The sequence below is a fragment of the Luteibacter sp. 9133 genome, assembly GCF_000800155.1.
Lineage (GTDB): Bacteria > Pseudomonadota > Gammaproteobacteria > Xanthomonadales > Rhodanobacteraceae > Luteibacter > Luteibacter mycovicinus.
This window is the reverse complement of the sequence record NZ_JUHO01000001.1, coordinates 4,441,511-4,464,092: the sequence shown is the minus strand read 5'-3', so window position 1 is coordinate 4,464,092 and position 22,582 is coordinate 4,441,511. Positions and strand designations below refer to the sequence as shown.

The window sequence follows — 22,582 nt, the reverse complement described above, 5'->3', positions numbered from 1 at the left end:
ACGGCGCCTACAACGGATGGCCGGTGCCCCGGTACCGAAGGCCAGCGTAGGGTGGATTGGGCGTAACGACGCCCACCGCAAAAGGACTTGCCGATGTCTGCCCCGACTTCCACCGCGACGCCCCGGCCCAATACGTTTGCCGCGGACTACCCGTCTCTGTTCGGAGACCTTTCCGTCGACCAGTGCCTTCCGGACGCGCTACAGAGCAAGCTGGGGCCTCTGGCCTATCTGAAAATGCTGTTCGACGTCGCGGGTTCCCTGGAGAAACGGTTCGACGACGCACCGAAAAGCCCGCTCGAAAGGCGTCGTCCGGACATCCCGGCGTTGCTTCTGGACGAGCCCGCGTTGAAGCGCCGCGTCCCCCGGCTCACGCTGGTCAACGACATCCTTGAAGCCTTGATCGTGGGTACCGCCAAGGCCGATCGAACGGACCGCGCAGCGTGCGCGGACATCCTGGCGGAGGCCAGCTGGCCACCGACGCTGCCGTTCGACGGTGCCTGGGACAGGATCATGCAGGTCCATTGGTACAAGGATCTCCTGCGCTGGGACACCTTGAGGCAGGTCGATCGCGACTATCCCGGCTTTGCCTGCGGTGCGCCCGCCGCCGTCGGTATGCGCGAGGTGCTGCCGCTGTGCACCCACCTGTCGCCCGCCCAGATACGTAACCTGGTGGTTCCGGAGTCCACGTCGCTTGATGCCGCTCCCGGGGACACCGCGCCCTCTTCCGCCTCACTGCGGACGCGTCTCGGACTTCCGGCCGACGTGTCCGTCGACAGTCTCACGGCGAGCGCCTCATTCCTGAAGGTGACCGGCCTCAACCGCAAGCGGCTTCGGCAGCTCCTTGCGGTCAATGGTGTAGCCGGGGCAGGCGACACCGCCCATGTGTCCTCCGTGCGGGTGAGCGACGCGGGAAAGCCAGGCGCATCGCCGGATAGCAGTGCGTTCGGTGCAAGCTACCTCAACGACGGCGCCACAGCGCCGCTGCGTCTCGTCCGCGCCGGCAGCGACAGCGGGTCGGCGGTGACGATCGAAGGGCTGACCGCCGCCCATCTCGACCGGGTCTGGCGAATCCTGCGCATCCAGGCAGGCATGGACCTGTCCTTTGCGCACATCGACCGCTTACTCCAGGCGGCCTTCGGTGCCCAGCGGGTCGAGAAGGGGCGACGCATCGACCTCAACGTCCTTCGCGTGCTGGGTCTCTACGCGCACTTGCGCGATAGCCGATCCGTGGATCTCGACGCCTACGCGGCGGTCGTACATGAGATCTCTCCTTATGCCACCGGGCGCGACACATCGTATTTCGATCGGTTATTCGCGCCCGGACGTGCCCATGCGCCGCCGGTCATGGATGGTGCGCCCTTCGCGATCGAGGCGCCGTCCGCCGAAAGTTCTGCTGCCGCGCCACTGGTCGCCGATGCGACCGTGCGCGCGCTATGCCTGGGACTGGGTCTTCGTGAAGAGACCTTGCTTCGCTACCTTGGCTGGATCCGGGATGCGCGAGGCGAGCGCGCACCCACCCGCACGCTGGATTTCATCTCCGCCTGCCATCGTCTCGCGTTACTGCCGCGGTGGCTGGGCATAGCCGATGAGACTGAAGCGTCCGCCCTGCTGGAACTCTTCCGGAGCACGCAAGGCACACTCTTTGCGCAGCTGGCCCAGCCGCGGCTGAACACCGAAAAAGGGACCGACGCTCCTGACATCGTCGATGCGATCGTCACGCTGATGAACATGCGGGACTGGTTGCGCGAGCACGAACTGCCTCCCGCACGCCTCTTCGCCGTGCTCGCACCGGGCGCCGCCCGGACCGCGACCATCGATGCCGCGGACCAGGTCGTCACATACCATCGGGCCGGCGGAACCACGGGCCTGATCCACAAGACCGACCTGGCGCCCATCTTCGACCGCCTTGCTTTTGCCGTTGACGCGGACGACGAGGACACCGACCCCTTCGTGCTGCTTGCGTCGCTGATTCGACCGGACGGCAGGCTTCAAAAAGCCGCCTTTCTGATGACCGACATGGAGAGCATGCGCGCGGCGGTCCACGACCTGCTGGCCGAGGCGCCCTTCCGGCTCACCCGGGAGGATGTGGCGACGGGAACATACGCGGCCACGCTGGATAGCCTGTTTCCGGAACACTTGCTTGAAGAGGCAGACGCCGAGTCGCGGTTCGACGAAGCCGTCCGGAAAACGAGCGACATCCTCTGGGCAGCGCGACGTAACCAGATGGATCGCGCAAGCGATGTGCTCGCGGCCATCGTGCCCGGCATCAAGGATGCGAAGCTTCGGGAGTGCGTCGGGCGCTGGATCTCCGTGAGCCAGGAAGACCTTCTCGCGCTATACCTGGAACACGCTGGACGCACACAGATCGGCCGCCTGGCGGGCGCGTTTCGACAACCCGGCGAACTGGTCGCCCTGCTCGGCCTCACCGCGGACGATGTAGATGCCGTCGCCGCGCTTCCACGGAAGTTCGGGCTCGATGAGCGTACGGAAGATGGATCCCCGGGCGTCATCGACCTCCGCACGGTCTACCGGCTGACGGAGTGGAACCTCGTCATCAGCGAAGCGGCACGCCGGGCAGGCAACGCACCATCCGAGACGGCCTCGCGGCTGATCGCATGGCTGCGCGGTGACCCGGTCGCACTGGAGGCCACCCTCGGTGTACCCAAGGAATTATTGAAACTGGGCAACGCTGCCCCAGCCGACGTGCACGACCTGGCGTGGCTTCTCCGCGTTCTGGCGCTTGCCGATCGATCGGGTATCGCGCCGGGTGCGATCGTCGCCCTGTCGGCCTCGCATGCGGGCAGCAACGCCGCGTGGCTTTCGGCTGTCGCCAATCAACTCATGACCAACTTCGGTGAAGCCGACCGGACGACGATGATCGGTCGGCACGACGCATCCCGCCGCGATGCCATGCTTGCCTGGCTCCACGTTCATGCGAGGGACGCCGATAACCAGCCATTTGCCGACCGGGATGCACTGGCCGACTGGCTGTTGACGGATATCTCCGTGGGTGTCGAACCCCAGACGACACGTGTGGATGCGGCGGTAAGCAGCCTTCAGCTGTACATCCATCGATTGCTGAGCGGACTGGAGAGGCGCCTCGATACCGCCAAAGACATGAAGGCGGTTCGGGAAGCCTGGACGACGTACCAGGCGCGTTACGAGGACTGGCGCTCTCGCGAAGAGCGAGCGCTCTACCCCGAGAACTACATCGAGTCGGGCCGCCGGCAACACAAGACGCGTGCTTTCAGCGACCTCGAAACGCAGCTTGCCCAGGGGCAGGCACGTCCTGCCGATATCGAAACGAACCTGCTCTCGTATCTGACGACGTTCGAGCGCGTCAGCAACATTCAGGCCATATCCGGTTATCACGAAGGCATCGATCCCGCCAGCAACAAGCTGCACATCATCGGGCAGAGCAACGCAGAACCGCCGGAATACTTCTGGCGCACCGCGGATATGTCCGTCAAGGCACCGGGCGATCAGTTCTCCATGCTTGCATGGAGTGACTGGCGAGCGATCGATCTTCCACTGGTAGGCGAGTTGGTCACGTGCAAGTTGCCACCCAGGCCAGACAAGGCGCAACTCGATAAAGCGACTGCCGACCTGGAAGCGGCGCGCGAACGCAAAGACGCAAGTCAGAAAGCCGAAGAGACTGCAACGGCGAAGGCGGTCGCATCGCAAACCGTCGCAGCCAGGCCTCAGCCCACCAAGGCGGAGATTGACCAGGCTACCGCCGACGAAGCCGCATCCTCTGTTGCCATCGAACAGGCGAATAAGGCAGCCGCGGATTTCCACCAGGCGGAATTCTCATTGAAGGCCGCGCATGCGAGAGCCAACGACCCCCGGGATGAAGTGCCGGTCATTCGTCCGCTGACCATCGACGGGCGCCCTTATGTCGTCTGGGCGGAGCGGGACGTTTCACCCATCGTCTTCGACGATCAGGACCGCGCGAGCGCCTACTACGTCATGAGAGTGTGCTTCTGCTATCAGGAATCGGACGGACACTGGAGCTCGGCAAACAAGCTTCTCGAACTGAATGGGCGGTCCGCCGACGGCAATCGACGAAAGCCCACGAGCGACGACCAGATTCACGGCATGTGCAAGGAGCGTCTCAACCTCGTCACCCGTGAGTACCAGCCGACGTTGGCCGTCATGGAGAACCGCAAGGGTAAGCGGCGTAGGCATGAGCCTTTGCTGGTGGCACTGCTGCTCGACAGCAAGATGGCGGCTTCCGATGTGTTACTCGTCCGCGCGGCCGACGAAGGCGCAGCGTCCCTTGATGAGTCGAGCAAAGCCGAACTTGAGCGCCGCAAGCAATCGACGATACCCAAAACAGCAGCATACAGCCCGTATTTCATCGCCGTGCGTGATCTTCTGCTCGTCGACAAGCGACGGCTCGACGCGGACGCGTCGGACAAGCTCGAGCGGAAGCTCGTTTTAAACTGGCAAAAGCTTTTCAGCGACCCTCGCGTCGTACAACATCCCTATCTTGGAACACGCTATCGCCTCACTTCAGGGAAAGATTCGGAAACCTCGGATGACGACGTGAGGGAAGCGGTTACAAAGAAGATGATCATGCTGGACTCGCAGCCAGCGACGCTGACCGCTGTGCTTTCCGAAGATGGCGAGCGCATGAAAGTCACCGGGACCGTCGACAGCGTGTGGCGCGACCGCGAACGCGTCATCGTCGACGACAGGGATATTCACGGTCGTGAGGATGTCGCGGAAATCCTCGTCGACGAGCGCATGATCGTCACCATTGAGTCGGCGACTGGAAAATTTCCTCGTCTCCAATGGGTTGAGGGCGAGCTCTTTCCTGACGGCGATTTCACCGCGAGCGGCGCTCGTTCATCTCGTACCTTCGCTGTCCGTTTTACCGCAGATGCTAGACCCGATAGTGCGATTCCTGTGAGCTACCGAATCCTCACGGAGCACGCGACGCCCACAAGGAAGCGTAAGTTCTCGGTAATCCATTCGGGAGAAATTTACGTTCTCGCTGGTGATCTCATACCTTTTTTTCAACATTCACCCGTTGACGATCATGTAAGAGACGAAATTGACGCGATGGCGGTATATGTTGCCTTTCTCATAAACAGATCGGCTTGGAAAACGAATAAACTCGGTCCCCGTGCGGGAGACTATGAAGCGTCGATCGATTTTGAGCCCGTGAGACTCGATGTAGATTACGAAAACAAGAGGGTTAAGCTTGACACATCGCATTGGATCGGCACGGTTGTCTACGTGAATGTCGGCCGCGACTGGGTCCGATATACCCTTAAAGGCATCAGACAGCTATCCAACCAATCCGTCGGTTCCGTTTTCGTTTCGAAACCCCGCGCCAACCAGGGAGAAACGATCACATACGTCCCTCTGCCGATCACCGCAAAGCTTCAGTCCGGCGCGGTGACGACCACCATATCCGACGACTCGAGTCTATTGGGCGACCTGCAGAACGTGCATCTGGATGCACTCCACATTTGTGCAGAAGCAGATAAACAGGCCAGAACGTGGCTGCCGAAACTCGACCCTTTTACGTGGCGTGTCGACAATCGCTCCTACGATAAGGCGATGGGTCGTCCTGGAGCCGAGCAGGACACCAACGTCGCCGTCGCGCTGAAAGGTTCAGTACCATTCCTCCGGGCGGTTCAGTCGCTGAACCGTGAACAAAAAGAGGCATTGCGCGTCGCCTTCTCCGCATCCCTCTTTCGAACCGTATCGGACGCCGGAGGGGCTGAACTGGGCGCGCGAGCGGTCGAAGAGATCGTCAGCTTCGCCATGAATCATGCCGAGTCCTACGGTAACCTTTACGCTCGTCTGATCGCCGCCTTCGGTAGTGACGGCACGAGGTCCAGCGAGCCCTTCAAGAAAAAGCTGTACATGGAGAAGATGGGCCGAAAGAAGATCGAAGCGTATTTCCCCGTCGATCCCGACACCAGAACCTATCCGATCACCCTGACGCTCGAGGTTCCGGACGATCCTGCCAACGATCCGGATGGCAAAGCGCGCACGTGGCTCACGCTGAAACGCACGTTTACCCTGGTCGACCGGGCCGAGGAAGCATCGTCGCCGGACGATCGCGTGCCGACCGTCTACATCTGGCACAACACGTCGAATGCGCAATATCTGGACCTGGATGAGTCCCGTCGGCCGCCAGTGCGCCTGAACACCTTGTTCGGAAAACCGCTCGTCGGTCGGGCCGCTCGCTCGATGGACGCGGTTCTCTCCTTCGACACGCAGACACTGCCGGAGCCTGCCCTTCGCAAGGGTGAAAGCGGCGGTTTCGTCGATTTTCGTGGAGCCAACGGACTTTATTTCTGGGAGTTGTTCTTCCATGTCCCCTGGCTGATCGCGTGGAACCTGCGCGAGAAGCGCGAGTACGCAGCGGCGTGGCGCTGGTGCAGTCAGTATCTGTTCGACCCCTACCGCGGACAGACGACGAGCGCGACACCCCCTCGCCCGTTCTGGAACAGCATGCCACTCGTGTATCCGATGTCGGTAGCCTCCGATACGGGCGAGGCACCGGAGCTGGCAGGTTACGCGGACCACGTGCATTTCCAGAAGGCGCTACATGCCTTTGCGGTCGGCCTGTGGCTGATGCAGGGCGATGAGCTGTTTCGCAAGCTGACGCCGGAGAGCCTGCAGGAAGCATGGTTGTGCTACCAGCGTGCCTTGCGGCTTATCGGTCCGCTGGAAGAGCCAGGTGACGCCGCGCCCTGGAGGCCAGTCACGTTACGCTCGCTGGGTGACGCCTTTGTCGCGCCGGTCAACCTGCGTCTTCGGGAGACACGGGATCTCATACTCAGTCGCTTGTCCAACCTTCGCCACGGCCGGGCGATCGATGGGACGTTTCTACCGTACATAGGCCGCGGCGTGCATGAATCGCTGACGTTTAGCGGCGGCCGGGGTGGCACCGGCGCCATGCAGGACCTCCTGCGAATGAACCAGATTCCTCATCACCGGTTCCGCGATGGGCTGGCTTTCGCACAAGCCGCGGTGGAGCGGCTGACCGATCTGGGGCGCTACCTTTTCCACATCGCGGAACATGAAGCGGATAACGCGTACGAGGTTGAAAAGCAGACGACGCTGATGGCGGTCGCGGATTTCGATGTGTCGTTACGCAGGCAGGCCATCGTGACGGTCGAGCGCGAAGGTATGACCTTGAAGGCCAGCCGACGGAATGTGGAAAAGCGAGTCAGGCACTACACCGAGCAAGTGGGTCGCAATCCACTCGAAATTCTTGCTTCGACGACCGGATACGCCGCTGTTGCGACGCTTTACGCGACAAGTGCTCCCGTTCTGGCAAAGGTTCCCCTTAGATCCCTGATGAATGTGTTTGGAATGTCGACGGGCGGTAATAAGTGGGACGCTGCCCCCGACGCCATCGAAGAAAAGCTGGAGACCTTTGCCGAAGCGACCCGCTTGCTTGCCGAGGATCTGCGCACAGAGGCTGCCTACAATCGCCGGGATGACGAATTCAGGCATGAGATCGAACTGGCGCGAGGTGACCTCGAGATCTTGTCCGCTCAGGAGGCGGAGCAGGCGTCACGCCTCGCCACCGCCAAAAAGGAACTCGACCAGGCCGTCGCACAGCAAGGTCGCCTGCGCACCGAGTTCGCGACACTGACCAGCGGGTTTGCCATCGCGGACACCTATACCTGGATGCTCGGACGCCTCGGCGAACTCTACGCGTCCGCCTACCAGTCCGTATTGAGCCTGTGCCTTTCGGCGGAAGCCAGCTACATGTTCGAGACCGGCGACTTCGGCACGCGCCATGTGCGGCTGGATGCTTGGCAGGGTGCCTGGCGGGGCATGTTCGCCGGCGAGGCGCTACAGAACGACCTGCAGGCGATGCAGAGCTCGTACCTGCGTGTACACGAGCGACGCCCGCTGATTCACAAAGACATCTCCATCGCCACGCTCGCTGGCGGTGGGCCCAGGACGACACCGGGCAAGGATGCCGAGGGCAGGGATATTTCGGTGAGCACGTTCGACAACAGACAGCTCGCCGAAGGACTGAAGAAGAACCGCCTGTGGATCCGTTTAACACAGAAGATGTTCGACGAAGATTACCCCGGCCACTACCTGCGGCAGATCCGGCACGTGTCGGTGGAGTTCAAACTGAAGCCGGACGCAAAGACGCTCACCGAAACGAGCGTCCTCCGCGCGGTTCTCACCCAGCGCGCCAACAACCTGCATGTCACCCCCGACATAGAAGGCGCGAGATGGCTTCGGGCGCCGGGTTCCGAGACCCCTTCCTCGATTCGGCGCAACCTGCGAGCCAACCAGTACATCCTGATTTCATCCACAAAGCCGCGCGTGCACGACGATCCGATGACGACCGTCGTACTGCGTAATGAATTCATGGATGGCCGCTATACGCCCTTCGAAGGTACGGGCGCGGTTTCCGAATGGACGCTGACGCTTCCCGGCGATGAGGCTATGAGGGCGGCTTATGCCGAGGACATCGAGGATATCGTTCTGCGGCTGGACTACTCTGCCGTCTGGGGCGGTGGGGCTTTCACCTTTCAGGTGAAGGAGCTCATGCAGGAAAATACCAAGGCACCGCCGACGACCAGGGTGGTTTCAAGCCATGCGCCTGCCGAACCGGGTTCGGACGCCCGGAGCGAAGCAGGTATCCGTCGTTTCATCGCGAACCTCGCTATCGCGTGGCGGGCATCGAAGGCTTCGGCTAAAGAGACGCGGGACGAAAAGCTGAAATTGCTTCAGACCTTCTACGTCCTGAAGGACGGCAAGGGCATCGACATAAGCAGTGAGAACGAGCAGCACAGACTAGGTCGGACCGCATTGCAATCCGCGGATTGCGTCGTCAGCGACCCGGGAGAGTCGCCGACCGTCACCTATGAGCATCCGTACGATCTTGGCGGCATCAAGGAACAGCTCAAGCTGCGGTGGACACGCAACGGTTACGAGGTTGTCGAACATACCGTGGGAAATTCCCCGGCACAGCCGCCCGGCGAACCCGGCAGCCCGGAAGCACCTGGCTCGCCACAGACGGCCGATGAGCCCGACAAGCCGCAGGCGCCCGATGTTCCGGGTGTCCCGGGTGTTCCTGGAATTCCGGACGTGCCGGATGTCCCGGATGTCCCGGATGTCCCGGATGTCCCGGATGTTCCCGATCAGCCCGCTGAGCCGGAGGATACCCAGCCCCGATCGGCCGACCTCTCGTGGCCCCAGCGCAGTAGCAAAGGTGGCGAGGCACCAGACTGGGATACTGCCGAGGAGATCAGTGCGAAAAAAATGATCGAGACGTTCTACGCAATCTGGCCTGGCACCACCGGCGACGAAGCTAAGGCCAAGATCAACGAGCTCTTCGCTCTACAAGACATCGACGACGTCGTATCCGCTTTTCACAACACATCCATCCTGGCGATCTCCCGATACAGCGTGAGCATCTTCCGCGCTGGCACGCCAGAGCGTTTGTTTGCCTTGGAGCTCTTCGTCGACGTCAAGGAAGGCAACAGACTCTTCTACAAACGACGCGACCACTTCCAAGTCCAGGCAGGCAAACTCAACTTCGCAATGCGATATTGGGAGCCCAGTTAGCCTTCAGGGGCTGCGCTCCAGCCGCTCCCGAAACAGCTCATCGATCCGCCGATACTCGTCGTACCAGGAGTCGGCATGTACGAACCCATGCCGCTCCATCGGATACAGCGACATCCAGAAATTTTTCTTGTGCAGTTCGATGAAGCGCTGGTACAGACGGATCGAATCGCTCGCCAGCACGTTGTCGTCAATCAGGCCGTGCTCGATCAGCAGCGGGTCGGCCAGCTTGTCGGCATAGTTGATCGGCGAGCTGGTCGCATACACCTCGGGATCGATCTGCGGATCGTTGAGGATGTTGGATGTGTACTCGTGGTTGTAGCTGGTCCAGTCGGAGACCGGACGCAGCGCGGCACCGGCAGCGAACTCGCCCGGCGAGCGCAGCAGGGCGATCAGCGTCATGAAGCCGCCGTAGCTACCGCCGTAGATGCCCACGCGCTTGCTGTCCACGCCCTGGTTCTTCACCAGCCATGCCTTGCCGTCGAGCAGGTCGTCCAGTTCGGGGTGACCCATCTGGCGGTAGATCGCGGTGCGCCAGTCGCGACCGTAGCCCTTCGACGCGCGGTAATCCATGTCGAGCACGACGTAGCCGCGCTGCACGAGCAGGTTGTGGAACATCTGCTCGCGGAAGTACGCGGGATACGACAGGTGCACGTTCTGCAGGTAGCCCGCTCCGTGCACGAAGATCACGGCAGGGCGCGATGCGGCTGCCGCAGCGTCGGCCGGCCCATAGAACTTAGCGTAGATGGTGCCCGCGCCGTGGCTCGACGGCACTTCGACGATTTTCGGCGCGATCCACTCGCGCGCCTTGTAGCCCGGCTTTCGCGTGTCGGTGAGTTCGCGCGGTGCGCCGCCGTCGACGCTAACGGTCGACAACTGCGAAGGCACGTACGGCGACGAGTGCAGCACCGCCAGCGAACGTCCGTCCGGCGACAGCGAGAAATCGTCGAGACTGCCGTACTGCGTGACACGGCGCAGTTCGCCACCCGTCGACGGCACACGGTAGATGTCGTAGCTGTACGGCGCGACCTTGTTGCTGCGCACGTAGAACGTACCGCCATCCGGGCTGAGCACCGGGTGGTCGACCTCGAAGCGGCCGGAGGTCAGCGCCGTGGCCTTGCCGCCCAGCGGACGGGTATAGAGCTGCGCAAAGCCGGATTCTTCGCTCAGGTACCAGAGCGTACGGCCATCGTTCAACCAGCCGAAGTCGTTGCCATCCCAGTTGATCCATGCCTTGTCGGTCAGGCGGTGCTGGCTGACCAGTGTGTGCCTGCCGAAGTCGACCGTGGCGATCCAGCGGTCTTTGTTGTCGATCGCACGGAGCTGCACGGCGACGTTATGGCCATCGTCGCTCCAGACGATGCCGGGGCTGTATTCACCGTTGACGATGACCGGGCGTGTCTTGGGTGCGGCCAGCGCGTCGGCGCGGTCGTTCTTGCCGTCCTTGCGCAGCGCGGCCACGGTCTTCGCGCGCAGGTCGGCCAGCGGGTCGTCGCCGATGCCGGGCAACGTCTTCGTGTCGAGGTCGTAGCTGGTGTGCGTGCTCAGGTCGAGCAGACGCAGCGACTGCGGCGCGGGGTCGCTGCGGCCGACGTACGCGCGCGTCGCTTCAGGCTCGGCGTAGCCCGAGTCGGTCACGTAGTGGGTGAGGTCGGCGATCTTGCCGGCGTCCGCATCCTTGGCCTGGGTGACGACGAGGAGCCAGTGGCCGTCGGGCGAGAGCGAGGTATCGGCGACGCTGACGTTCTTGCCCAGCCAGAAGGGCGCGGGCGCACGACCGGGGTCGGCGGCGGCGAGGGCGTCCTTCTCGGTCTTCATTGCCGCCTCGTCGGCGCGCAGACCGCGCAGGGTGGAGAACAGCTTTTGCTGGTCGTCTTCGAGGTCGTCGGAGGTCTTTGCGCTGGGGTCGTCCTTTTCCTCGAGCACCGCCGCTTTGCCAGCGGGGCCACCGGCAACGGCATAGGCAAACCATTCGTTGCCCGCGCGGAAAGTCAGCAGGCGGCCATCGAGGGAAAAGCGCGGCTGACTTTCGGTCGCTTCGGTACGCGTGACCTGCACCGTGGCGCCCGTGCCAAGGTCGCGGAGAAAGACGTCACCGTGGCGGATGAAAGCGGCATGGCGATGGTCGCGGTCGAACACCAGCTTCGTGCCGTCGGCATTCGCCGCTGCCCTCGGATCGAGGCGCTCCGGCACTCCGCCGTTGGCGCCGACGCGGTAGAGGTCGCGCACCGGCGTGCCGTCGTGTTTCAGCGAGTAATACACCTCGCGGCCATCGACACCCCAGTACGCGTCTTCCACCGCCGGCCCGATCCAGTCCGGGTTCGCCATGATCATCTCCATGTCCAGCGGAGGCGGCGGCGCGGCCAGCGACGGCGCGGCGGCAAAGGCGGTGAGCAGGGCGGCGGCAAGTACACGCATCGGGCGGATCCCGGGAATGGCAAAGCGGACGAGCATAACCCGCCAGCCACCCCTTTCGGCACGGCGAGTCCTCCCGCCCGGTTTGCTACGCTCGACGCCTTCCCACCCTGGAGTCGATCCCATGCGCGCCTTTGTCCCCCGCCTGCTCGCCGTGAGCCTGTTCGTCGCCTGCGGTGCCCATGCCGCCACGAGCCAGGCCCCCTCGACGCCGAAGCGCATGGTCTCCGAAACCCTGGCCGGCCAGCCGGTCAACGACCCCTACCGCTGGCTCGAGAACCCCGAAGCCGCCGACGTCAAACAGTGGATCGATGCCCAGAACGCCTACACCGAAGCCACCATCGGCGCGATGCCGTTGGGCAAGGCGCTGAGCGCTCGCGTGCGCGAACTGGCGATCACGTCGACCACGCGCAGTTCGCCGACGCTCGCCGGCGGCACCCTGTTCTACTTCGAGAGCACGCCGCCGCAGGCACAACCGCTGCTGGTGGCGAAGGCGTGGCCCGATGGTCCGACGCGCACGCTGGTCGACCCGAACCAGGGTGACGGCAGCACCGCGATCACCGAATACTGGCCGTCGCCCAGCGGCAGGTACCTGGCCTATGGCACGGCGGAAGGCGGCAGCGAACTGACCACCATCCACATCCTCGACACCACGACCGGCAAGGCGTTGCCCGACCTGCTGCCCCTGGCCGGCGGCGGCACCACACCGCAGGCGCTCGCCTGGGATGCCGATGAGAAGGGCGTGACCTACGCGCGTTTCGAGACGCCCGCCGCGGGCCAGGCGCTGCGCGAGTTCGACGCGGTGCTCGCGCATCACACGATCGGCGAGGCCGCCACGAAGGACCGCACGGTTTTCGGCAAGGGCTACTCGCATGTCGCCGAGTACATCCTGCTCGAGGGCAAGGGAGGTGCGTCCACCGCGCTGCTCGCCAATGAAGGCGACGGCGGCCCGGCGGAGGTGTACCTGCGGCAGGGCAAGGGTGAGTTCAAGCGTGTGCTGGGCCGCGATGCGGACGTGCGCTCCGCCGCGTGGGTCGGCGACCGCCTGATCGTCGTCGCTTTCGCCGATGCGCCGCGTGGCAGACTCCTCGCCGTCGGCGCCAATGGCAAGCGCAGCGATGTGCTCGCCCAGGGTGACGGTGCGATTCAGCGTGTCTCCGCCATGGGCGACGGGTTTCTCGTCGTGCGCAGCGCCGGCCCCGACTGGTGGGCCGATCAGTACGACGCGAAGGCCACCCTGGTCCGCCGCGTGCCGCTGCCGGCGACCGGTATCACGATCGGCGGCGTCGCTTCCGAAGCCGGACAGAACAAGGCCTTGCTGAGCTACGGCGGCTGGACCACCCCGACCCGCTGGGCGGAGTACGACGGCGCCAGCGGCACGTTGAAAACCGTGTTCGAGGTAAAGCCCGCCGCGGACTACTCGAAGGTGAAAGTGTCGCGCATCGACGGCGTATCGAAGGACGGCACGAAGATTCCCGTCACCGTGATTTCGATGGATGCGATCACCCCGAACGGCAAGCGGCCGACCATCCTCTACAGCTATGGCGGTTTCGGCCTTCCGGTAACGCCGGGCTTCGTCGGCGCCAACCTGGCCTGGCTGGAGCGTGGTGGCGTGCTCGCTTACGCCAACATTCGCGGCGGCAACGAGTTCGGTGAAGCGTGGCACGAGCAGGGCCAGAAGCAGCGCAAGCAAAACGTGTTCGACGACTTCTACGCCGCATCGCAGGCGCTGATCGACACGAATTGGACCGACCGCGGCCACCTGGGCATCCTCGGCGGCAGCAACGGCGGCCTGTTGATGGGTGCCGCGCTGACGCAGCATCCGGAGCAGTATCGCGCCGTGGTCGGTGCCGTCGGCATCTATGACGTGCCGCGTCACGAGACGGCTTTTACGAATGGTCCATACAACGTGAGCGAGTACGGCAGCACGACGGATCCGGTGATCGCGAAGGCGATGCTGGCGTATTCGCCGCTGCACAACGTCAAGGCGGGGACGAAGTATCCGGCGGTGCTGCTCACCACGGGCGCCAACGATCCACGCGTCGCGCCGTGGCAGTCGCGCAAGTTCGCCGCCGCGTTGCAGGACGCCTCGACTTCCGGTCAGCCGGTACTGTTGCTGACGCGGATGAATGCAGGGCATGGCGTCGGTGCGCCTTTCAGCCAGCGGGTAGGTAATGCGGCGCTGCAGCTGACGTTCTTTGCGACGGAACTGGGGCTCGGCGAGTAAGCGTTCGCCAACGGGGCTGGCTCCCACCGGGTAGCCAGCCTATCCTTGCGAGGCGGCCAGGGGAGGCCGCCTCAAACAAGGATGCCTGCGTGATCGTGTCGGACCTGTTCACCCTGCCCGCGTTCGTGGCCTACCTGGCCCTGGGCGTGTTTTATTTCGTCGCCTTCGTGGTGACCTACATCTGGATCACCCCGCAGCGTGAGATGGCGCTGATCCGCGAGGGCAATCTCTCGGCGGCGATCAGCCTCGGCGGTGCGGCCATCGGCTTCGTACAGCCACTGGCGAGTGCGATCGCGCACAGCGTGAGCCTCGTCGATCTCGCCCTCTGGGGTCTGGTTGCCTGGGTCGTCCAGTTGTTGACCCACCTCGTCCTGCGCCTCGTCGTGCGCGACCTGCGTGGCCGGATCGAAGCGGACGTCCGCTCCGTGGCACTGTTCGTGGCGATCGTGGCGGCCTGTGTCGGCACGCTCAACGCCGCAGCGATGACGTACTGAGGACGGCTCATCATGTCCGAACGTCCTGAGTCCGATCATCCCTTCAAACCGGCCTCCTGGTCCATCGATCTGCCGCGCGGTTATAACGCTCCGACACGCCTCACGGAGGAGCCGTTGACCCGGCGCCGGTCGGTTGCGATCGCGCTCGGCCTCCTGGGTGCGACGGTGGCCGGCTATGCCGCCTTCGGCGGCAAGGATGTCCAACGCAACAGCTACGCCTCGCTCGAGGACTGCGAGCACGACTACGCCACCGGGCAGTGCACTCAGGACCAGCCCGTGTCGGGAAGCGGCGGTGGCCATTCGGCCGGCTATCACTACTACGGCCCCTGGTATCGCAGCGACTGGCGCGGCAACGCGTTCAAGGGTGACCCGGGTCCGGGGCGCACCGTCGCGGGTGGCGGCGGCTTCGCCGGCCACGGCCCGACCGGCTTCGATTTCGGCAGCCGCGGAGGCTTCGGCTCGAGCGGACGCGTCTCCGCGCGGGGCGGCTGATGCGCCGCGAGACCATCGTCCCTCGCAAGGACTGGCAGACGCACGTCGAAGCCATCGGCTTTGGTTTTCACACCATCGACGGCAAAACGTACTGGCGCGAGGATGCCTGCTACGTGTTCGACGAAGCGCAGGTCGACGTGCTCGAGGCCGCCACGGCCGAATTGCATGCCCTGTGTCTCGAAGCCGTCGACCGGATCGTACGCGACGGCCGCTACACCGAGCTCGGGCTCGATGACCGCGCCGCGCGCCTGATCGAGCGCAGCTGGTTCGATCGCGACCCTGCGCTCTACGGGCGCATGGACCTGTCGTACGACGGCCGTTCGGCGCCGAAGCTGCTCGAGTACAACGCGGATACACCGACGTCGCTGTTCGAAGCCTCGGTCGTGCAGTGGTACTGGCTGGAAGAAGTCGCCTCCGACGCGGATCAGTTCAATTCGATCCACGAGAAGCTGATCGACCGCTGGCGCACCGTCGGGGGTGGACCGCGTGTGCACTTCGCGGCGTGTTACGACAACCCTGAAGACGCGACCACGACGGACTATCTCGTGGACACCTGCCGGCAGGCCGGGCACGACGTGCAGGCGCTGGACATCGAGGACATCGGCTGGTCGGGCAAGGCATTCATCGACCTGGCCGACCGTCCCATCGACCGGTTGTTCAAGCTGTATCCGTGGGAATGGCTGATGAGCGAAGCGTTCGCGCAACACATTCCCGCAAGCGGCACGCGCTGGCTCGAGCCACCATGGAAGATGCTGCTGTCGAACAAGGCGATTCTCCCGTTGCTGTGGGAGTTCTTTCCGGGGCACCCGAATCTTCTCGCAGCGAGCAGGCGGCGCGAAGACATCGTCGGCGCGGCGGTGGCCAAGCCTTACTGGGGTCGCGAAGGCGAGGGCATCGCGGTGCTCGATGCCCATGAGCGTGGTGCGCAGACGCCGCTTACCGTGTATCAGGCGCTCGCACCGCTGCCGGTATTCCAGGGTCGGCACGCGTTGGTCGGTTCCTGGGTGATCGGCGATGAGCCGGCCGGCATCGGCATCCGCGAGGATGACGACCGGATCACGCGCAACACCAGCTGCTTCGTGCCGCATCTGTTTCGTTGACGGCGGTTACTCGGGGACGCGCCGCTCTGATGGGAGCCAGCCGGCGCAGGCGCTACGTACCGGCGGGCAACACCCGGTCGAGATACGCCTGCAATGCCTCGGCCTGCGCGGCAGCGAAGACGCCGGCCACATAACCATCCGGCCGGATCAGCATGGCCGCACGATCCGGCACACCGTAGAAGGCGGTGAACTGACCGAGATGGTCGTCGAACTCCAGTCCCGGTCCGATCCGGTGGATGTGCATACCGGCGCGTGGAGTGAACGGCGCCGACCCGCTCACCAGCAACGTCCAGTGCGTTCCCCTGAACAGATGAAAGAGCCGCGTGGCGCCGCCACCCGCGCCGCGCACGTTGGCGTCCGGTGCGCGACTCCCCGGTGCAAGATGACTGGCGGCGTCTGACACGAAGGACAGCGGCGATTCGGCGTAATCCAGATCCAGCTGCTGTACCTCGCGGCCCCGGCGGTTATCGCCTTTTTTGAATCCCTCGAGCAGACGCGTGGAAAGGCCCAGCATCCCGGCCGCGATCGGACGGCGTTCGGCCTCGTAGGTATCGAGCAGCGACCCGGGTGCGCCGCGAAGCACGGCCGCCAGTTTCCAGCCGAGGTTGTAGGCATCCTGGAGACTGGTATTGAGGCCCTGGCCGCCGGTCGGCGGATGGATATGCGCCGCATCGCCTGCGAGAAAGACGCGGCCGTCGCGATAGCGATCCGCCAGCCGCGCGTTCATGGTGTATGCCGAGGCCCAGGACACCGAACGCAGCACGATGTCCTCACGACCCGTCGCCTCGACGACACGGCGAGTCAGCCCTTCGGCGGAAAGATCGATGTCGCCTTCCAGCGGAATGGGGCCCTGAATCTGGAACAGGTCGCTGCCCGCAAGCGGACAGATGCTCAGGTGCTTACCATCACCGCCGTCGAACCGATGCCAGACGTCGCGCGACAGACCTTCCAGAATCACGTCGGCCACGATCGCTCTCACGCCCAGTGTCTTACCGGGAAAGTCGATGCCCAACGCACCGCGGACGAAGCTTCGTCCGCCGTCGCATCCGATCAGATAGCTTGCGCGGATGACCTCGTCGCCTCGTTCGCTCCGCACGGTGGCTTCAACGCCCGTGTCAGTCGCCGCTAAGCCGGTCAGCTCCACACCGAATTCGACCACCGCCCCGAGCTCGAGAAGACGCTCGCGCATCAGCGTCTCGGTGAGGAACTGCGGAACCATCAGCGGCAGCCGGTACGGCTCCGCTGGCGTCGGGGGGTGATCGGCCCCGACCATTTCCTGGTCGACGAAGGAGCCGTCGGCGGCATATTTGCGCACGGGAGGATAGGCACCGCCCGTCGCCATGGCCCGGTCCAGAAGGCCTAAGTCTTCGAAGACCTCCAGGCTGCGCGGCTGAATACCCTTGCCACGGGACCCCTGAAAGGGCGAGGGGAGCTTTTCGATCAGGCGAAAAGCGATGCCACGGCGGGCCAGATCGATAGCCAGGGTCAGGCCGGCCGCTCCGGCACCGCAGATCAGGACGTCAACGGAATCACGCATGGGGAACCTCCGAATCGTGTGCAATATGCACATATTGGAGGCGAGGCTAAGCGTGCACCAAAGAAAGTGCAAGATACACATATCTCGTCAGATCCAGGCGCCCGCGCGTATCTGGCGTCGGCGCCGATCGATCTCCGGGGGAATATCGGGGCTGGTAGGATTCGGAGTCCTCGAATACCGGAACACCTCATGCTGCCTACCGTCGAACAGGAAACCCGTCCATCGCCCGTCTGGTCGGTGATCTGGCTGCATGGGCTCGGCGCGGACGGCAATGACTTCGCGCCGATCGTGCCTGAGCTGGCCGATCCGTCGTGGCCGGCGATCCGCTTCGTGTTTCCGCATGCGCCGGTCAGGCCGGTGACGGTAAACAACGGCGTGCCCATGCGCGCCTGGTACGACATCAAAGGCTTGTCCATCGCGGACAAGCAGGACGCCGAAGGCATCCGCGCTTCCATCGACGAAGTCGAGGCGCTGATCGCCCGTGAGGTCGAGCGTGGCGTGCCCGCATCGCGGATCGTGCTGGCCGGCTTTTCGCAGGGCGGCGCGATGGCGTTGTCGGCAGGCCTGCGTCATCGCGAAGGTCTGGCCGGCCTGCTGATTCTTTCGGCCTACCTGCCCCTGCACGACACCATCGAAGCCGAGCGCAGCGGCGCCAACCACGCCACGCCGATCTTCTGGGGCCACGGCAGCGCCGACCCGGTCGTGCCGATGGCGCTCGGCGAGCACTCGCGGCAGGTGCTCGAGCTGCTCGGCCATCGCGTGGACTGGCACAGCTATCCGATGGCTCATCAGGTGAGCCTGCCGGAGATCGTCGACATCCGCGCCTGGTTCTCCGGGCTCTTCGCGAACGCGTGATCCCGCGCGCGTCGGCGCGTGCGGGCATCCGGCATACTCGCCGCATGTCCGCCGCCCCTACCGACTCGACCCAGGGCTTGCGCCCTCCGTCGGCGCCTCTGCCCGACTTCTGCAGCCTGCCGCTGCTGTTCGCGTTGCTGGTGGTCGGCTCGCTCACGGTCACCCTCATGTGCCTGGCACCCGGCAGCCACGCCGACTGGCGCGACTATGGAACAGCGGTGCTTTTCACCAGCTGGCTGTCGGTTCTGCTGACGGTCGCGCTGTGCAAACTGCGGCCATGGATGCAGCGTCTCCCCGGCATGGCACCGTATGCCGCGGTGTGGCTCGTACTCGTCCTGCTGGTGGCGGCGAGCGCCGCTTTGCTTGGCTGGGTCGACCACAGCATCAGGACAGGCATGACGCCGGCGTCGCGCACCGGCTTCGTGCGCGACGCCAGCATCGCCACGGGGCTGCTCGGTGCCGGCTTGCTCCGCTACTTCTACGTCGTCGCACAATGGCAGGCACGGGTCGCCGCTGCCGCACAGGCACAGGTCGCCGCGCTGCAGGCACGCATCCGCCCGCATTTCCTCTTCAACAGCATGAATGCGGTGGCCGCGCTGATCCGCGTCGATCCCGACGCGGCCGAACGCACCGTCGAGAACCTGGGCGAGTTGTTCCGCGCGGCGCTGGGCAGCGATCATCATGCGGTAGGCACGCTGGGTGACGAGTGGACCCTGGTCGACCGTTATCTGGAGATCGAGTCCCTGCGCCTGGGCGACCGGCTGCGCGTCGAGCGCGACATCGACGTACCCGCCGATCTGCCGTTGCCGCACCTGCTGCTGCAGCCGCTGGTCGAGAACGCGGTTCGTCACGGCGTGCAGCCCAGCCGCACCGGTGGAAGCATTCGCCTTGCCGGACGACGTGTCCCCGGTGGCGTGGAGATCGTGATCGAGAACTCGCTCTCCGATGCTCTGCCGACGCCCGGCACCGGACATGGACTGCGCAACGTGCGCGAACGCGTCGCCTATCATTTCGGCCAGCGCGCCAGCGTGCGTGCGGAACAGCGCGAGGGCCATTTCATCGTCACCGTTTTTCTGCCGGAGTCCGCGCATGCGCGTCCTGATCGCCGATGACGAGCCGCTGGCACGGGCACGCCTGAAGGCGTTGCTGGCGCCACGCGACGACGTGGAAATCGTCGGCGAGGCCGCCGACGGCGATGCGGTGATCGCCGCCTGCGCGTCGTTGCGACCGGACCTCGTGCTGCTCGATGTGGAAATGCCTGGATTGTCGGGCACCGCCGTCGCCGTGCAGCTGGCCACGCTCGTCGAGCGTCCGCAGGTCATTTTCTGCACGGCCTACGAGCAACACGCGCTGAGCGCTTTCGACCTCGGTGCGACCGACTACGTGCTCAAGCCCATACTCGCGGAGCGTCTGGCCGAGGCGCTGGATCGTGCCGCGATGCGCACGGTACGCGCCCCTCAGCCATCGCGTAACGCGTGGCTCCGTGCGCGCAGTGGCAACGACGAGGTCCGTGTGGCGCTCGACGACGTGCTCTATCTCCTCGCCGACGAGAAGTATGTCGCCGTGCATCATAGTGGCGGGATGTGGCTGATCGATGAGTCGCTGCGCCAGCTCGAGATCGCGCATGGCGAGCGCCTGATCCGCCTGCACCGCAACTGCCTGGTGCCGCGTACACGCCTGGTAGGTCTGAAAACGTTGACCGACGGTCGCGTGATGGCGCGCCTGGCCGGTACCGAGGTCACACCCGAAGTCAGCCGGCGCAACCTGCCCGCGGTGCGCCAGCTGCTTCGCGCGGAGGCCGGCTGAGGCCGCGTGACACGTCGCCGCGCTGCACGCCGGGTTGGATTGCGGGACAATCACGCTTTCGACCGAGCCAGCGCCAGGATCCCATGACCGCACCGCTTCGCATCGCCACGCGCAAGAGCGCGTTGGCCCTCTGGCAGGCCGAACACGTGGCCAGCCTTCTGCGCCAGGCGCATCCCGGCCTGGTGGTGGAACTGGTTCCGCTTTCTACGCGGGGTGACGAGATCCTCGACCGCTCACTGGCGACCATCGGCGGCAAGGGCCTGTTCCTCAAGGAGCTCGAAGTCGCGATGCAGGACGGTCGCGCCGACATCGCCGTGCATTCGCTGAAGGACGTGCCCGCCGAGCTCGAACCCGGCTTCGCGCTGTCGGCGATCCTGCCGCGTGCCGATGCCGCCGACGCCTTCATCAGCAATGACTACGCCACGCTGGTCGACCTGCCGAACGGCGCCCGGGTCGGTACTTCGTCATTGCGGCGTCAGGCACAGCTGCGCGCCGTCCGCGGCGACCTGCAACTGCTGGACCTGCGCGGTAACGTGAACACCCGACTGGCCAAGCTGGACGAGGGGCATTACGACGCCATCATCCTGGCCTGCGCAGGCGTCGAGCGGCTCGGCCTCGGCCATCGCATCACCGCACGCCTGGCTAGCCCGGACTGGCTGCCCGCACCGGGGCAGGGTGCCATCGCGGTGGAATCCCTCGCCAGCGACACTCGCGTCAACGAGCTGCTGGCCGTACTGACGGATGAAGACACGCTGCTGGCCGTCAACGCGGAGCGCGCCATGAACGAGCAGCTGGGTGGCAGCTGCGCCGTGGCGATCGGTGCGTGGTGCGTGGTCGCGGAACACGGACTCACGCTTCACGGCATGGTCGGCAATGCGCTCACTGGCGAGTTGCTGCATGCGCAGGCCGACAACGCCTCGGGCGATCCGGTAACACTGGGCCACGAAGTGGCGGCGATGCTGATCGGCCTGGGTGCCGAAGAGTTTCTGAAACCGCAGCGCTAGCGGCGGCCGACGCTGGCAACGGCTCACGCTTACTGCCGCTGACGCTGGCCGCTGCTGTCGTAGGAGCGCGCCTTGCTCGCGAAAAGCCAACGAAGCGAAGATGCGGCAAGGCTACCGCTTCACCGCTCCGTTGGCTTTTCGCGCGCAGGGCGCGCTCCTACAAAAAAGGGCGCTCCTGCAACGAGGCGCGCTTCGCTTAGAAGTTGTAAACCAGGTTAGTCGTCGTCAGCTTATCCGTGCTGACGGTACCCGGCTGCGTGTCGCTGTTGTAGCGGATCTGGTAGCCGATCTTCAGCGCCAGCTTCTTCGTCATGCTGACCGAGAGGCCGATGTCGTTCTGGTAGTACTGGTTCTTCGAGCCCGCTTCCACCAGCAGCGTGTCTTCCAGTGCCGTGTTGTCGGTCAGGCGGTATTTCGCGTTGATCAGGCCACGGCCGACCACTTCGCTTTCAGCGTCGGGCTTGTATTCCTCGGTCGCCGTGGTGCCATCGGCATTCAGTACCGGTGTGCCGTCGGCGTTGACCAGGTCGCGGGTCGACTTCGCCGGCTGATAGCGCTTGAAACCGGGACCGATTTCGAAGGACAGCTCGGCTTTCTCGTTCTTCAGAGCGATATAACCGTAGCCGACCGACACGATGCCCTGCCAGAGATTGGCGCCGAAGTCGTCGTGCTCGTAACGCGCCGCCGTGACCACGTAGCTGCGCGGATCGAATTTGTAGCCCACCGACGCACCGGTGTCGTAACGGTTCGCCGTGGTGCTGAACTGACTGTTGCCGTCCCCGTCATCCACTTCGCCCTTGGAGCGCAGGCCGTTGAGGTAGAAGTTGTTCTTCCACAGCTCGTTTTCCTGATTGAATCCGATCTTGGCGTTGGCATTTTCCGAGCGGGAGTTGCCCCGCGAGGACGCGAAGCCGAATTCGCCGTTGCCGGTCCACCCGCCGTTTTTCGCGGCGTCGGCGTTCTGGTCGGGAGTGGCAGCCGGATTGGCGGTCGCGTCCTGGGCCGACGCGGTGAACGGCAGCGCGGCAAGGACGAGCGTGGCGAGAAGGAGTTTTTTCATCGTCTACCCGTAGATGGAATGGAAGGTG

The 22,582-nt window shown here is 64.4% G+C and carries 12 protein-coding genes; 9 read left to right on the top strand and 3 right to left on the bottom strand.

The annotated features are described in order from the left end of the window. Positions 1–93 precede the first annotated feature (93 nt). Positions 94–9,567 (top strand): neuraminidase-like domain-containing protein, encoded by a 9,474-nt coding sequence (locus FA87_RS20895; protein WP_043696941.1) that lies wholly within the window; start codon positions 94–96, stop codon positions 9,565–9,567. 3 nt (positions 9,568–9,570) lie between these two features. Here FA87_RS20895 and FA87_RS19405 read toward each other — a convergent pair whose 3' ends face one another. Then, the gene (locus tag FA87_RS19405) at positions 9,571–11,982 is read right to left on the bottom strand and encodes a prolyl oligopeptidase family serine peptidase (protein WP_043698576.1); all 2,412 of its coding nucleotides are present in this window, start codon (positions 11,980–11,982) and stop codon (positions 9,571–9,573) included. A gap of 121 nt (positions 11,983–12,103) precedes the next feature. Between FA87_RS19405 and FA87_RS19400 the strand changes: the two genes are divergently transcribed. The 4 genes from FA87_RS19400 to FA87_RS19385 all read left to right on the top strand — a co-directional run bounded on the left by FA87_RS19400 (position 12,104) and on the right by FA87_RS19385 (position 16,292). Continuing rightward, a complete protein-coding gene (locus FA87_RS19400) occupies positions 12,104–14,206 on the top strand; it encodes a prolyl oligopeptidase family serine peptidase (RefSeq protein ID WP_081996664.1) in 2,103 nt (700 codons plus the stop codon). Between the two features lie 89 nt (positions 14,207–14,295). After that, positions 14,296–14,700, top strand: a complete 405-nt coding sequence (locus tag FA87_RS19395; RefSeq protein ID WP_036108873.1) for a DUF350 domain-containing protein — start codon at positions 14,296–14,298, stop codon at positions 14,698–14,700. A gap of 12 nt (positions 14,701–14,712) precedes the next feature. Beyond that, positions 14,713–15,192 carry a hypothetical protein gene (locus tag FA87_RS19390; protein ID WP_043696938.1) on the top strand — a complete coding sequence of 160 codons (480 nt, stop codon included), beginning with the start codon at positions 14,713–14,715 and terminating at the stop codon, positions 15,190–15,192. Continuing rightward, positions 15,192–16,292, top strand: a complete 1,101-nt coding sequence (locus tag FA87_RS19385; RefSeq protein ID WP_043696935.1) for a glutathionylspermidine synthase family protein — start codon at positions 15,192–15,194, stop codon at positions 16,290–16,292. The genes FA87_RS19390 and FA87_RS19385 overlap by 1 nt, the downstream gene beginning before the upstream one ends. Before the next feature lie 52 nt (positions 16,293–16,344). On the opposite strand, the gene FA87_RS19380 is transcribed toward FA87_RS19385, so the two are convergent. Next, on the bottom strand, positions 16,345–17,829 hold the full coding sequence (locus FA87_RS19380; protein ID WP_043696934.1) for an FAD-dependent oxidoreductase: 1,485 nt from the start codon (positions 17,827–17,829) through the stop codon (positions 16,345–16,347). Between the two features lie 189 nt (positions 17,830–18,018). Here FA87_RS19380 and FA87_RS19375 point away from each other — a divergent pair, with 189 nt between their 5' ends. From FA87_RS19375 to hemC, 4 genes are all read left to right on the top strand, one after another. Beyond that, on the top strand, positions 18,019–18,684 hold the full coding sequence (locus FA87_RS19375) for a carboxylesterase (RefSeq protein ID WP_036108882.1): 666 nt from the start codon (positions 18,019–18,021) through the stop codon (positions 18,682–18,684). A 44-nt stretch (positions 18,685–18,728) separates the two neighbouring features. Further along, positions 18,729–19,796, top strand: a complete 1,068-nt coding sequence (locus FA87_RS19370; RefSeq protein WP_036108885.1) for a histidine kinase — start codon at positions 18,729–18,731, stop codon at positions 19,794–19,796. Next, on the top strand, positions 19,774–20,490 hold the full coding sequence (locus FA87_RS19365) for a LytTR family DNA-binding domain-containing protein (protein WP_043696932.1): 717 nt from the start codon (positions 19,774–19,776) through the stop codon (positions 20,488–20,490). Before FA87_RS19370 ends, FA87_RS19365 begins: the two co-directional genes overlap by 23 nt. Positions 20,491–20,573: 83 nt before the next feature. Then, positions 20,574–21,494, top strand: coding sequence for a hydroxymethylbilane synthase (hemC, locus tag FA87_RS19360; protein ID WP_043696929.1), 921 nt, complete (start codon positions 20,574–20,576; stop codon positions 21,492–21,494). A 196-nt stretch (positions 21,495–21,690) separates the two neighbouring features. Here hemC and FA87_RS19355 read toward each other — a convergent pair whose 3' ends face one another. Beyond that, complete coding sequence (locus tag FA87_RS19355) at positions 21,691–22,554, bottom strand: DUF481 domain-containing protein (protein ID WP_036108890.1); 864 nt, start codon at positions 22,552–22,554, stop codon at positions 21,691–21,693. Between the last annotated feature and the right edge of the window lie 28 nt (positions 22,555–22,582).